Origin of the sequence: Pseudozobellia sp. WGM2, from assembly GCF_017810075.1 — a bacterium.
In the GTDB taxonomy this organism is placed as follows: Bacteria; Bacteroidota; Bacteroidia; order Flavobacteriales; family Flavobacteriaceae; genus JADNYK01.
On sequence record NZ_JADNYK010000006.1, the window covers coordinates 147,903 to 163,487 of the forward strand.

Below are 15,585 nucleotides of genomic sequence, written 5' to 3' on the forward strand. Positions count from 1 at the left end.
TTAATATTAAGTTAACGTATCAAACTACTGCAAACTCCTTGAAAAAAGGCGCTACGGCACCATAGCACTAGTGATGTAGTTTTTATGTATGCTCATTAAAATTTCTCACGTCATCCTTTTGATATCTTGCATTCAACTTAACAACTTGATAAAATTTCAACTCAATTATTAAACTATCATGAAAATAAGAAGCTATTTTTTGCCTGTTTTCCTGTTTATGTGTCAGCTGACACTATTTGCACAGGACGGTATTACGGTTTCCGGTACTATTAACGATGCAGAGGGAACGCCCTTACCGGGAGCCAGTATTGTAGTATCAGGAACCACAACAGGAACACAAACCGATTTCGATGGAAATTACATCTTGAACGATGTACCCTCAAACGGTACGTTATCCATCAGCTATATCGGTTTTACGTCAAAAGAACTTCCTGTTAACGGTCAGACGACTATTAATGTATCATTATCCGAAGACACCGAAACTCTAGAAGAAGTTGTCGTAGTCGGCTATGGAACGCAAAAGAAAGCGGACCTTACAGGATCGATTGCAACCGTAAAATCTGAAGATATTTCAAGAACCCCATCAGGTGCGGCCATGCAATCATTGCAAGGTAAGGTAGCGGGTTTACAGGTAGTGAGTAGCGGGGAGCCAGGTACGGGCCCGACTATTCGGGTGCGCGGTATTGGTTCATATGTTGATGGGGCATCTAACCCCTTATATGTGGTAGATGGTACTTTTTATGATGATATCGATTTTCTGAACAACGAAGACATTGAAACCATATCTGTTTTAAAAGATGCTTCAGCATCAGCTATTTATGGGGTTAGAGCGGCTAACGGTGTTGTACTCATAGAAACTAAATCGGGTAAAGCGAATCAAAAACCACAAGTAACCTACAATGGTTATCAAGGGGTGCAGATTGCACATAATGTCGTAAAACTATCAAATTCAGAACAGTTTGCCACTCTCGCAAGAGAATCTGGTTCAGCGGCCGAAGCGCAATCTATCGAAAATGCCATACAGCGATATGGTCGCAGTAGAATAAACCCCAATGTACCCAATGTAAATACAGATTGGTACGATTTGATTTTACGCCATGCCATGCAGCAAAACCACAGTTTAGGTGTTGCCGGTGGAACGGAATCTACGACCTACTCAGTAGGATTAAGCTACTTCGAACAAGAAGGACTTCTGAGAATGAAGAACGACTACGAACGCTTCAACATTCGAACGAAATTGAACTTTGATATAAGCGACCGATTGAACGTAGGTGTCTCTTCATTGTTCAGTAACGCGACCCGTTATCGCCCAGAAAATGGGGCTTTTGCCTCAGCTTATTTTGCGGTACCTACGATGCCCATCTTAGATCCTTCAAAAACAGATGCTTTTCCAAGAGCTTACGCTAACGCACAAGATTTGGGTTACCGAGGCACACAGAACCCTTTTCCGTTGATGGAAAACACCGAAAACAGAAACAAGACCCGTAATACTTTGATGACTTTCGACATCAATTATCAATTAGTACCTGATAAATTGACTTTGAAATCTGCATACTATCACAATTACGAAACGCTAGAGGTTCGGGAAATCAGACTTCCCTTCTTTTTTGGCAACGGAAATGCTTTTAGAGAGAACGCAGAACTTATCAAAAGAAACGAAACCTTCTCTGAACAAACTTGGGACAATACCCTAACCTATGACGATAGTTATGGCGACCACAATCTTACCGTTCTCGCAGGTACTTCTTTTAGAGATCGGTCGTTTGAATTGTTAGAGGCCAAAGGACTCAACTTCCCTAATGGTCCGGGTATCGGTGATGAATCTTACTATTTAGATTTAGCCAAGACAATTGACATAGAAAACGTAGGCGATGATGGTTCAAGACAATATTTCTTCTCTTATTTCAGTCGAATAGCCTACAATTTCAAAAACAAGTATCTCTTGTATGGTACGTTTCGTGCAGATGGCACGAGCAAGTATCAAGAGAAATGGGGCTACTTTCCCACGATTGGTGCGGGCTGGGTCTTATCTGAAGAGGCCTTTATGGAAAACAGCGGCTTCTTAGATTTTTTAAAGTTAAGAGCTAGTTGGGGCGAACTTGGTAATGCCAATGTTGCGGCCAGTACGGGTGGCATAACCTCAGAAGAGGTCAATGTAGCTTTCGGTGATGTTCGTTACCCGGGTTTGGTAACGAGTAGTGATTTTGAAGCGCTAAAATGGGAGGTAACCGCAGAGACCAATGCCGGTATTACGGCCAGAATGTTCCAAAATAAATTATCGTTAGAAGCTGATTACTTTACCAGGGAAACAAGGGATGCTGTAATTCCGGTATCAAGGCTCTTGGTTCCAGGCGAAACTAGACAGAACGTCGGTAAAATCAGAAATTCAGGTCTTGAATTCGTTCTCAACTGGAACCACCAAGTTTCTGAAGATTTCAGTTATACATTAGGAGCCAACTTCTCTACCCTTAAAAATGAAGTGTTGGATCTTGCGGGGCAAGAAAATTTAACCTCGGGTGGCGACCTTGCACAGCGTACCGTTGTTGGTGGTACCATTAACCCGTTTTTTGGCCTCGAGGTGGCCGGTGTTTATCAAACTCCAGAGGAAATAGCGGGTGATCCCGCTGCACAATCGGCTATTGCTGATGGACTTGTTGTCGAACCTGGTGATTTCAGATTTATAGACCATAATGGTGATTCGGTAATAGACGCTCAAGATCGAGTAGATTTAGGTTCATACCTACCCACATATAATTTTGGTTTCAACTTAGGGTTGAATTACAAGGCCTTTGATTTCAATTTGAATGTAATTGGCCAAGGAGGTAATGTGATAGCAAATCAAAAACGCTTTGCCATACGCCAAACGCCAGATCCGAATATCGATAGAGATTTCGCCATCAATCGTTGGAATGGTGCGGGAACTTCGAACACCTACCCTTCAGCTCGTGGTATCAGAAACCCATGGAGCAATCAATTCTTGAACAGTTTCTTCGTTGAAAAAGGCGATTTCTTACGATTGCAAAACGTAACCTTGGGCTATACCTTACCAGCTTTAACGGGTAAGTTCAGCCCTGATGTTAGATTTTACCTGACCGCCGAAAGGCCACTGACTTTCTTTAGCTACAACGGGTTTACCCCAGAGGTGCCCAATGGAAGAGACAATCAGACCTACCCCATTGCGGGCGTATATACTTTCGGTGTAAACATTAAAATTTAAAAAATTAGCTATGAAACATATTAATATAAAAGTGAACAAATTCGCCTTGCTCGTTGCCCTTATAGGTATTGGTTTGGTAGGATGTTCAGATGAACTAGATCAGCCAGAATTGAATAACAATTTTGCCGGTGGAACAGATTTCTCCAAAACCGATGATATGATTTTTTCGTTAACAGGTGCTTATCAGGCGATAGGTGACAGAGGTTGGGAACAACCGTTGGTGGTTTCTACCCGTGGTGACGACGTTAATGCCGCAGGAGATCAACAAGGCCTAAAAAACCAAGACCGCTACGTTTACGATAATTCATTTTTCGGATCTCGCACATTATGGGAAACCTATTATCGCGATATTATTCGTGCACATACGGCCATGGAACAGATCAATAGATATATGGAGTTTGCCGATGAGGAAGGTATAGCCCAAGGCAACCAATACATCGCTGAAATTAAGGTGCTTCGTTCGATTTTATTGTTTCAACTATCGCAAGTATATGGCGCTGTATTTATTCCTGAATCCTCTGACCTTGATGCCTTCTCCGATGTAACTTCGGTTCCTACAAAAAATGAAGTAATGCAGCATATTTCTAATCAGATGGATGAAGCTATTCCGCTTTTACCCAACTTAAGGCCCAACGAACGTACGGATCTACCAGGTGCCGTAACCCGTTATACCGCTTTGATGGTCAAGGCCGTTGCAAATCAAGAATTAAAAAACTATCAGGAAGTAGCCGATGCTACCGGTCAAATCATCAGTTCGGGTAAATTTAGTTTATACCCCGATTTTTATGAACTGTTCAAGACACCCGGAAAGTTAAGTGATGAAAGCTTGTTCGAGCTTCAATATTCCGATTTTGGAACTGGTGAAGGAGATAGGGTAAGTCACCTATATGCACCTTACGGACCAAATTCTTGGGACCCGAATGTAGACGGTTCTTCAAACGGCTGGGGCTTTTTCGAGCCTAGTTTAAAATTTGTAGAATTCATGCTCGACCGTGGTGAGACCGAACGTTTGGAAACTTCTGTATTTTTCTCTCAGACCGGCATCGATAGTCTTTTGGCATCTACCGATTATACCGCCGAAGAACTGCCCTCTTTTGTGTCACCAATAACCAGGGATGACGATGAGAATACTTCAGAGGTTCGTTCGATATTTTCAAGCGGCAAACATTATCTACCGACCAATCAATTGGTTCCTGGTCGAACTGACTATGGCAGCAACAAGAATTATATCGTCTTCAGATATTCAGAAACACTGCTAATGTATGCCGAAGCGCTACTTCAAGGAGCTTCAAATTCAGCCCTATCCGCAGATGAAGCCGTAAACTTGGTACGGCAAAGAGCCGGTTTAGCACCCCTTAGCGGGGTAACCTTAAATCAGGTCATTGATGAAAAATATGCTGAGCTGGCCATGGAATGGGGCAAGCGTTTCTTTGACATGGTTCGACTCGAACGTTACGACGAATTAAGTTATGATGGTAGAACTTTCACTGCTGACAAGGCCTTTGTCACCTATCATCAAGACCAAATAGACGAATTTCCTATTCTGGGTGAGATAGCAAACTAAAAAACAAACAAGATGAAAAACATATTCAAAATAGGGTTGGCCGCATTCTTTGGGGTTATACTGTACAGTTGTGATGAGGGTATAGACGCTCTTACTGAAATCGACCCAGGTACCGATGCATTGGCACCGACAATTACCATTAATTCACCTACGGAAGGTCTAGCCGTTAAGGTGAATGAAGAACTGGCCACTATTACGATAGATTTCGAGGCACAAGATGATATTGAACTTGGTTCAGTGAATGTATCTCTTAACGGGACTGAAATAAGAAGCTATACCAGTTTTAAAGATTACAGAAGATTAGTGGTCGATGATTTGACGTACAATCAATTGGGAGATGGCGACCATATCTTAACTGTTGTCGCCAATGACCTCGATGGTAAATCAACGACAGAAACCGTCAACTTCACCAAAGAACCGGCTTATATTTCTAAGTATCCCGGAGAAATTCTTTACATGCCATTTGAAGGAGGTTACGTCGATCTTTTGAGTTTTGAAGAAGCGAGTAAAAACGGAAGCCCTTCTATAAGTGAAGAAACTTTGGCGGGCAATGGCGCCTATGCCGGTGCTGAAGATGCTTATCTGACCTTGGACCCGGAACGATTTAAAAATTCAGAAATCAGTGCCATATTCTGGTTAAAATTGAATGCAGTACCCGATAGAGCCGGACTCTTGGCCATGAGCCCCCCACTAAATGAAACTGGAGGCAATGTATTGACAAGTGGTTTTCGATTTTTTAGAGAAGGTGCAGCTGACAAACAAAGATTCAAACTAAATGTAGGTACCGGTGCCGGAAATTCTTGGTTCGATGGTGGTGAAGCTGCGGACGTTGAGTCCAATACAAATGAGTGGATCAATCTGGCATTTACGATTTCAGGTACAGAAGCCGTTGTTTATATCGATGGGCAAGTAGTTTCACAAGGTACTCTTGACGGATTAGATTGGACCGATGTCAATGTGTTATCTATTATGTCCGGCGCCCCTAATTTCTCTGGCTGGAACCATCTTTCAGACCAAAGCCTAATGGACGAACTACGAATATTTGACCGCGCCATCACTCAAGAAGAAGTGCAACAAATCATACAAGATGATTCTGGCATTATAGTCTCCGATTATCCACCTACTTTCGATGGAGAGATGTTCTATATGCCCTTTGAAGGCGACTACACGAACCTTTTTACATCTACCGAGGCAGAAGTAGTTGGCGCTCCCAGTTTTGCCGGAGAAAGCGCTGCAGGCGATGATGCCTATGCAGGTGCTGCAGACTCTTACTTAACGTACCCCGCCAACGGGTTGACCACTGATGAGTTCAGTGCGACATTTTGGTACAAGGTCAACCCTGAACCTGGTAATGCCGGAATTCTGGTGATGAGTCCTGAAGATTCTGAAAATGCCGAGTTCCCAGAAATTCAAAATTTACGAACCAGTGGTTTCCGTTTCTTTAGAGAGGGTGATGCCACCCGACAGATATTTAAATTGAACGTAGGTACCGGTGAAGGTGAAACATGGGTTGACGGCGGTGACGCTGCAGCTTTCGACCCCACCGACGCTGGTTGGGTACATATGGCATTTACCATATCTAGTGATACGGCCATCATTTATTTTGATGGTGAACCGGTCGCGCAAAATGCCTTAGGCGCAAGCATCGATTGGTCTGGTTGTGATTTGTTATCGATAGCATCAGGGGCACCAAGATTTACGCAATGGAATCACTTAGCAGACTCTAGTTTTATCGATGAACTTCGATTCTATAATAAGGCGTTGTCTCAAGAAGAAATTATGGAAGTCCGTAATACGGACCTCTAAGATAGTTGATAGTTAGTTTTTTTAAGTTAATTCAATTTGAATAACATTCATATGAGGTTGTTTATTATGAAGGTGGCCATCGCATCGTTGTTAGTTGGTTGTGGTGGTCATTCTTCTAAAGAGAAGAAAGAAAAAGAGAATTCGGTAAAAACCGTAGAACTTTCCGATGACCAATTGTTAGACTCAGTACAAAAGCAGACTTTCGATTACTTTTGGGAAGGTGCAGAACCCCAATCAGGTTTGGCAAGAGAGCGTATCCACATGGATGATATCTATCCCACACATGACAAAGATATCATTACCATTGGGGGATCGGGCTTTGGTCTCATGGCTATTCTAGTTGGTGTCGAAAGAGGATTTATAACAAGGGAACAGGCTCTTGAACGTTACGAGAAGAGTGTCGATTTCTTGGAAAAAGCCGACCGTTTTCATGGGGTTTGGCCGCACTGGTTGCTCCCTAGCGGTAAAATGACACCCTTTAGTAAAAAGGATAACGGAGGAGATTTAGTGGAAACGGCCTTTTTAGTTCAAGGTCTTTTGACCGTCAAAGAATATTTTCAAGATGGTAATGAAAGAGAAAAACAGCTCGCCAATAAAATTCAAAAACTTTGGGAAGAAGTTGAGTGGGATTGGTACACCAAAGGTGGTGAGAACGTTCTGTACTGGCATTGGTCTCCTGAGTATGAATGGGATATGAATTTCCCGATTGGGGGGTACAATGAAGCATTGATCATGTACATTCTTGCTGCTGCATCTCCCACACATCCTATAAAAAAGGAAGTTTATGAACAGGGCTGGGCAAGAGAAGGTGAAATCGCCAATGATACGACCTACTACGGACTTGAAACCGAACTCGACCACTACGAGCATGACAAATCACCTGTCGGCCCTATGTTTTGGGCTCACTATTCGTACTTAGGGCTTAACCCTAAAGGGCTTCATGATCAATATGGAGACTACTGGAAGCTAAACGTTAACCATACCCTTATCCAGTATAGACACGCCCTTGAAAATCCCGGTAATTTTAAAGGTCATGGTGAAAATCTATGGGGCCTTACTTCTAGCTATTCGATGAAAGGGTATGCAGGGCACCGACCCGATAAAGATATCGGGGTAATTTCCCCGACCGCTGCATTATCGTCTATGCCTTACGCCCCCGATAAGAGTATAGACGTTTTGCGGCATCTCTATACCGAACAAGATTCTTTGATCGGCAAGTATGGCCCTTATGATGCATTCAGTCTTGAAAACGAATGGTACGTACCTCGATACTTGGCCATTGATCAAGGGCCCATTCCCGTAATGATAGAGAATTATAGAAGTGGTCTTTTTTGGAAGCTTTTCATGAAAAATGAAGAAGTTCAGAACGGGTTGAAAATATTGGGGTTTACAGTCAAAGAAAAAGCCGATGATTAGGTTTCTAACAATTTTTACTTTTATCGCCCTTCTTTTCTCATGTTCCGGGGATGATGTTTCTGCCCCTACAGGGCTATCAGAACTTCCGGAAACCCCTACTGAGAACACATCCGAAGAAGAAGAGGAAAATGAGGAAGAAGATGATGAGGAAGACGAAGCTTCTCAAATTTCGGACGAAGAGCTTTTAGACCTGACCCAAGAAGAAACCTTCAACTATTTTTGGGATTTTGCACAAGCTGAATCGGGTTGTGCCCGAGAAAGGTATCATCCGAAAGAACCTTCGAACGACGCCAATACGGTTACCACAGGTGGCACCGGTTTCGGACTCATGGGTATTTTGGTCGGCATAGAGAGAGGTTTTATTTCCCGTGAGCAAGGTGTCGAAAGAATCGACCAAATGCTGGGCTTTTTAGAATCTGCAGATCGCTTTCACGGGGCATGGCCGCATTGGCTCGACGGTACAAGTGGTACTACAAGACCATTCAGTGAAAAAGACAATGGGGGCGATTTGGTCGAAACCGCTTTTCTTGCTCAAGGCTTAATTTGTATAAAAGAATATTTCAAGAACGGTTCTGAAACTGAAAAATCTTTGGCCGAACAGGCCGATGTGCTCTGGAAGGGTATTGAATGGGATTGGTACACACAAGAAGAGAATACATTATACTGGCACTGGAGTCCTGATTTTGATTTTGAAATTGGCTTAGAGCTAAAAGGTTACAATGAGGTATTGATTTCTTATGTCATAGCGGCAGCTTCTCCCGAGCATTCCATCACCAAAGAAGTATATGCAAACGGCTGGGCTTCCAATGGTACTATTGCCAGTGCTGGTTTTGCTTATGACATTCCCCTACTGGTTGATCATGCAGGCAATGCACCCAAGGGCGGACCTTTATTTTGGGCCCATTATTCTTATTTAGGGTTAAACCCGAATGGGCTTGTAGATGACTATGTAAACTACTGGAATGTGAACGTGAACCATTCGAAAATCAATTACAGTTATTGTGTTGAAAATCCAAAGAATTTTACCGACTACGGTGAAAGTTGTTGGGGCCTTACCGCAAGTTATTCGCGAAACAATGATGGTAGTCTGGGTTACAATGCACATAGCCCCGCAAATGACATTGGGGTTATATCCCCTACTGCTGCCCTAAGTTCAATGCCCTACACTCCCGAAGAATCTATGCGGGCACTCCGGTATTTTTATGAGCATAGAGACCAACTTTTAGGGCCCGCAGGGTTCTACGATGCTTTTAGTCCTGAAAATGATTTCTGGATCGCCGAAGCCTATCTGGCCATAGATCAGGGGCCAATTCTGGTAATGATCGAAAATCACCGATCAGGTCTTCTTTGGAATCTCTTCATGCAGAATGAAGAGGTAAAAAATGGACTAGACCTCTTGGGGTTTAGTTATCAACAGTAATACTCTTTAGGTAAATAAAGCCTGTAATCTACCTATATCAGATTGCCAATTTATACCGAACAATAAAAAGATGATTCCAATGATGAATAGAATTGTTTTATACACTGTGCTACTACTACTAACCGGTAAAATCGCGGCACAAGACCGTATACCTAAAGTAGAAGCACTGTTAGAGAAAATGACTTTGGAGGAAAAAATAGGTCAACTTAATCTTTTGACTCCCGGAGGAGGCATCGCAACGGGCTCAGTGGTCAGTGAAAATGTTGAAAAGAAAATAAAGGCAGGCCAAGTTGGTGGACTTTTCGGTGTTGCCGGACCCGAAAAAGTACGTCAGGCACAAGAAATTGCCATCAAAAATTCACGGCTCAAGATACCGCTACTTATTGGTTCAGATATTATTCATGGATATAAAACCACTTTTCCAATTCCATTGGGCACATCTTCAAGTTGGGATATGGACCTTATTCAAAAAATGGCAGAAGTAGCGGCGAAAGAGGCCACGGCCGATGGTATAAACTGGAACTTCTCACCGATGGTCGATATTGCTCGCGACCCTCGCTGGGGCCGCATTTCGGAAGGTGCCGGGGAAGACCCTTATCTAGGTAGTGCTATTGCTTCGGCCATGGTTAGAGGATATCAGGGAAGCGACTTAATGGATGCCAGAACCATGATGGCCTGTGTTAAACATCTGGCTCTTTATGGTGCGGTTGAAGCTGGTCGAGATTATAATTCCGTAGACATGAGCAAGGTGAAAATGTACAATCAATATTTGCCCGTGTACAAAGCGGCCATTGATGCCGGTGTAGGTAGTGCCATGACATCCTTTAATGATATTGATGGGGTACCCGCCTCCGGTAATAAATGGTTGATTACAGACCTTTTGAGAAAACAATGGGGCTTTGAAGGTTTCGTAGTCTCGGACTATACCTCTATAAACGAAATGACCGCCCACGGCTTGGGCAACCTTCAAGACGTTTCCGCCTTGGCTCTAAAAGCAGGTTTGGATATGGATATGGTCGGGGAAGGTTTTTTGACCACCCTTAAAAAATCGGTAGAGGAGGGCAAAGTGACCGAAGAAGAAATCACCACGGCCTGTAGACGGGTATTGACCGCAAAACATCAACTCGGCCTTTTTAATGATCCCTACCGATATTCCGATAAATCAAGACCTGCAAAAGATATCTTAACTGCTGAAAATCGTAAATTGGCCAGGGAAGCCGCAAAGCGCTCATTTGTATTATTAAAGAATTACAACAATACATTACCACTTCAAAAGACCAGTACGATTGCACTTATTGGCCCCTTGGCGAATAATAAAAATAACATGCTTGGCACTTGGGCACCCACTGGTGACCCACAGTTGTCGGTTCCGGTACTAGAAGGTTTTAAGAATGTCGCGCCCAAAGCGCATGTTACTTATGCCAAGGGAGCGAATATCACCGATAATCCTGATTTGGCTGAACGAGCTAACGTATTCGGTACTCGTGTTGAAATAGACACCGACCCTGAAGCTTTACTCAACCAAGCTTTGAACGTAGCTAGCAAGGCTGATGTAATCGTTGCAGTAATCGGTGAAGCAAGCGAGTTTAGCGGAGAGGCTGCTAGTCGCACGAATCTGTCACTCCCTGCAAGTCAAAAAAAGCTTTTAAAAGTATTGGAAAAGACCGGCAAACCCATGGCAATTGTTCTTATGAGCGGCAGACCTTTGACGATAGAGGAAGAACTCGATCTTCCGGCTAGTATAGTACAGGTATGGCATCCGGGCATAGAAGCTGGTAATGCCATTGCAGATGTTATTTTCGGGGATTACAATCCGTCTGGAAAACTTACCGCTACCTGGCCCAGAAATGTGGGGCAAATACCTATTTATCACAGTTCAAAAATCACCGGGCGACCTGCTCCCAAGGACAATAACCATCAGAAATTCAAGTCGAATTATCTTGATGTTCACAATGACCCCTTGCTGGTCTTCGGCTATGGACTAAGTTATACCGATTTCGCCTACTCTAACCTGAGGTTGAACAAGACTGAGGTGAGTGACAGAGAATCAATCACCGTTTCCGTTGATGTTACCAATACAGGCGATTTCGATGGAGAAGAAACCGTACAATTATACCTAAAGGATGTAGTGCGAAGCATTACACCCCCGAAACGGCAACTCAAAGGTTTCAAAAAAGTATTTTTAAACAAGGGGGAAACGAAAACCGTATCGCTTACCCTAACCCCTGAACATCTTAAATTCTACAATAGCGAATTAAAATTTATCGCCGAGCCGGGAGATTTCGAGGTATTTGTAGGAACGGATTCCAATGCAGAGCATAAGGCGGAATTCACCCTCAATTAGGCTGTTTATAACTCTATCGGAATATTTCAACTTATCACTATGGGCACGTTTTCTTTATTTAAATCATACGGACCTTTACACTGCTTGTTTATAGCACTTCTCACATTAGGAAGCTGTAACGACCGGAAAACGGAAAATACTAAACCTACCGAGACACCGAATATCATATTTGTCATGGCCGATGACCATGCCATTCAAGCTATAAGCGCCTATGGCCACCCTATCAGCCAATTGGCACCAACCCCTAATATTGACAGGCTAGCTAAAAAGGGAGCACTTTTCACCCATAGTTATGTTACCAATTCTATTTGTGGGCCAAGCAGAGCCGTCATTCTTACCGGAAAGCACAGTCACATTAACGGATTTAGGCAGAACGGAGACCATTTTGATGGTAATCAACCGACCCTACCAAAGATGTTACAAGAGGTCGGTTATGAAACAGCGGTTGTTGGCAAATGGCATCTTCATGGCCATCCTCAAGGTTTCGACCATTGGAAAATTATTGTAGACCAGGGCAACTACTACAATCCTGATTTTATAGAAAACGGAGATACTACCAGAATAGCAGGGTACGCCACCGATATTATTACGAACGATGCATTAGATTGGTTGCAACACAAACGAAACGATTCTCAACCTTTTTTCTTAATGGTTCATCACAAAGCCCCTCATCGCAATTGGATGCCGGCCTTGAGACATGCCAATAGATATGATTCCATAAAATTTCCGTTGCCAGAAACCTATTTCCCAGAGTTCGAAAACCAACAAGCCGCAGAAGAACAATTACAGACCATTTATGACGATATGTACGAAGGCCACGATCTTAAAATGACCAAATCGTTGGGTTCTACCGAACTGGCCCATAACCCGTGGACTACAGATTTCGAAAGAATGTCAAAAGAACAACGTAACGAATGGGATGCCGCCTATTTACCAAAAAATAACGCTTTCCACAAGTCAGATATACAGGGCAAGGCATTGGCCGAATGGAAGGGTCAAAGGTATCTACAAGATTATATGGCAACCATTGCCGCAGTAGACGAGGGTGTGGGCGAGATACTTGATTATCTAGAGGAAAGTGGACTAGAGCAAAGCACTATGGTAGTTTACACCTCTGATCAGGGTTTTTATATGGGCGAAAAGGGCTGGTTCGACAAACGTTTTATGTACGAGGAATCTTTTAGAACCCCTCTTTTAATGAAATTGCCAGGTACAATTAAGCCCGGCACAAAAATAAATGCCTTAGTTCAGAATTTAGATTTTGCCCAAACCTTTCTTGATTTGGCCGGAGCCGAAGAAACGACTTCTGAAATGCAAGGCCAATCTTTAAAAGGTCTTCTAAATGGCAGCATTCAAGATGATGATTTTCGTGACCTTATTTATTATCACTATTACGATTATCCTGCCTTTCATATGGTCAAAAAGCATTATGGCATTAGAACAAAAAGCTACAAGCTAATACACTTTTATGATGATATCGATACATGGGAATTTTATGATCTTGATAACGATTCTTTGGAGCTCGACAATAAGATTAATGACCAAACTTATACCTCGGTAATCAAGACCATGCACCAAAAACTGGATAGCATTCAGAAAGTTTACAAGGTGAGCGATAAAGAATTTAAACGGGCACCTCAAGAAAAGGTCGACCGTGCTTACAAACAATTTAAAAGATTAAGGGGCCAAGCTGTCAACTAAGCCCCAATCAATCCTATTTTTCATTCGTAATGACCCCAACCTCACCAAAAGAAGCGGTATGGTCTTCGCCATCGACCATAATAGCCTTTAATTTGATATAACGACCCGTAGTCGGCTTGAAGTTTATAGTCTGTAATATTCGGTTGTTGACCACGTTACCAAATTCACCCTTAGAAACAGTTTTCCAACTTCTATTATTGCTGCTTACGGCAAACTCATAATCGGTAATAATACCAAAGGGGTATCTATCTTGAATAGGTAAATAAGTGAACCCCTTTAACTCATAACTCTCACCAAGGTCTATAATTATTTCTTGAGGTGTATTTACACCTTTATCGGTAGCCCAGGAAGTTGAAGGGTTCTCGTCAATAAGTTTTTCAGTTTCGTCGATATTTCCAGAAGAAACGCTAACGACCTTCCAGTCTTTCTTGGCAATATCAAGGTAGGTCATTTGGCTTTCAGATTGTTCTCCCGTTTCACTATCGTAACCAATCGCTTTGAGTGTTGTGGGCTTTTCTACCATAAATGGTTTTTCATATTTCTTACTGTTATTGGTAGGCTCGCTCCCATCTAAAGTATAATATACATCGACCTCATCATCCGGCACGGAAAGACTTACCATACCACTTCGTTCTCTGTCAACCTCAGGTGCAATCAATAAATTGGGCGCACGGTATAATTCTACATTACAGATGACAAGAGGTCCTTTAGACTCTAAAAAGTTTACTTTGATTTTTGTAGCTTCGACAGTGTCGAACCGGAGTATTCGCTTGTTACCGACAGTGGTCTGTTCATCGATAGTTTGCCACTCTCCGTTTACCTCAGCTTCCACCGAAAATTTGATGATCCTTTGACCTAAAGGAATATACTCTTGTAATAAAATACGGTTAACTTCCGTAGGTTTGTCAAATTCAAAAGTTAACGAAGCCGTTTCTACCCCATCGCTCGTTGCCCAATAGGTCTCATCATCGCCATCGTTCACATTCGATGCGTCGAAAGCACTATCATCACCTCTTACTTCAGTGGCCGTTACTTGAAGGCCTTGTGCCAGTTCGTTTGAAAAATCTTTATCAATTTGCTTTTTGAGTGCCATCAATTGCTTCACATCGGTTTCGTGAACCAAACCTCTGTCATCAACAGGCAGGTTCAATAAGAAGTTACCGTTTCTTCCTATGGATTCATAAAACGTCTGAACCAGGCGAGGTAAACTTTTCACTTGATGATCTTCTCTCGGGTGATAATACCAACCCGGGCGAATAGAGGTATTTACTTCGGCCGGAAGCCAATGTGTACCGTCTTGATGACCCGAACGAAGTTCTTTGTATCTCGGCCAACCCGGATAAATTTCATCACGTCTCATAATGCTCCAATTGGTTTCGTTCGCAAAACCTTCTTCAGTACCCACCCATCGAATGTCTGGTCCGCCATCACTGAATATAACCGCATTGGGCTGAAGTTCACGAACGATTTCGGTAACCTTGTCCCATTGATAGTACGTTTTGTTGTCTATTTTACGCTCTTCATTGGCTCCGCCATAATAACCTGTTCCACCATTGGCCCCATCGAACCAAACTTCGAATACTTCGCCATAATTGGTCAAGAGTTCTCGTAATTGTTCATGATAACTGGCGACATATTCGGGTTTTCCATAGTCTGCATCGTTACGGTCCCAAGGCGATAGGTAGACCCCGAATTTGAGTCCGAATTCTTCACAGGCTTCCGATAATTCTTTTATTAAATCACCCTTTCCATCTTTCCATGGAGAGTTCTTGACCGAATGCTCGGTAGTTTTGGTAGGCCAAAGACAAAACCCATCATGGTGTTTAGCGGTAATAATAATACCTTTCATACCGGCATCTTTAGCAACTTTGGCCCACTGTCTCACATCTAATTCCGATGGATTGAACATTTTGGGAGATTCTCCGCCCAAACCCCATTCCATATCGGTAAAAGTGTTCATATTAAAATGTACAAAAGCATAATATTCCATATCATGCCAAGCCAAATGGCGTTCAGAGGGTAATGGCCCAACGGGTTTTGGAGGCTCTACCGTTTTACACGAAGCCAGTGAAAAAATAATTGCGATTACAAGTAATTTGGTCATTTTCATTGTAGAT

Annotated in this window: 8 protein-coding genes; 7 read left to right on the top strand and 1 reads right to left on the bottom strand. The window is 42.8% G+C overall.

The window, feature by feature from the left end:
• Positions 1 to 178: 178 nt before the first annotated feature.
• From IV512_RS15155 to IV512_RS15185, 7 genes are all read left to right on the top strand, one after another.
• The gene (locus tag IV512_RS15155) at positions 179 to 3,217 is read left to right on the top strand and encodes a TonB-dependent receptor (RefSeq protein ID WP_209404838.1); all 3,039 of its coding nucleotides are present in this window, start codon (positions 179 to 181) and stop codon (positions 3,215 to 3,217) included.
• 10 nt (positions 3,218 to 3,227) lie between these two features.
• Positions 3,228 to 4,781, top strand: a complete 1,554-nt coding sequence (locus tag IV512_RS15160; protein ID WP_209404840.1) for a RagB/SusD family nutrient uptake outer membrane protein — start codon at positions 3,228 to 3,230, stop codon at positions 4,779 to 4,781.
• 12 nt (positions 4,782 to 4,793) lie between these two features.
• Complete coding sequence (locus tag IV512_RS15165; RefSeq protein WP_209404842.1) at positions 4,794 to 6,587, top strand: LamG-like jellyroll fold domain-containing protein; 1,794 nt, start codon at positions 4,794 to 4,796, stop codon at positions 6,585 to 6,587.
• A gap of 51 nt (positions 6,588 to 6,638) precedes the next feature.
• Positions 6,639 to 8,003 carry a glucoamylase family protein gene (locus IV512_RS15170; RefSeq protein ID WP_209404844.1) on the top strand — a complete coding sequence of 455 codons (1,365 nt, stop codon included), beginning with the start codon at positions 6,639 to 6,641 and terminating at the stop codon, positions 8,001 to 8,003.
• On the top strand, positions 7,996 to 9,423 hold the full coding sequence (locus tag IV512_RS15175; RefSeq protein ID WP_209404846.1) for a glucoamylase family protein: 1,428 nt from the start codon (positions 7,996 to 7,998) through the stop codon (positions 9,421 to 9,423). Before IV512_RS15170 ends, IV512_RS15175 begins: the two co-directional genes overlap by 8 nt.
• A gap of 82 nt (positions 9,424 to 9,505) precedes the next feature.
• Positions 9,506 to 11,767, top strand: coding sequence for a beta-glucosidase BglX (gene bglX, locus IV512_RS15180; protein ID WP_256439326.1), 2,262 nt, complete (start codon positions 9,506 to 9,508; stop codon positions 11,765 to 11,767).
• A 39-nt stretch (positions 11,768 to 11,806) separates the two neighbouring features.
• On the top strand, positions 11,807 to 13,468 hold the full coding sequence (locus IV512_RS15185) for a sulfatase (protein WP_209404849.1): 1,662 nt from the start codon (positions 11,807 to 11,809) through the stop codon (positions 13,466 to 13,468).
• A 13-nt stretch (positions 13,469 to 13,481) separates the two neighbouring features.
• Here the strand turns inward: IV512_RS15185 and IV512_RS15190 are convergent, their stop codons facing one another.
• Entirely contained in the window at positions 13,482 to 15,572 is a 2,091-nt protein-coding gene (locus tag IV512_RS15190; RefSeq protein ID WP_209404851.1) for an alpha-L-fucosidase, read from the bottom strand.
• Positions 15,573 to 15,585 lie beyond the last annotated feature (13 nt).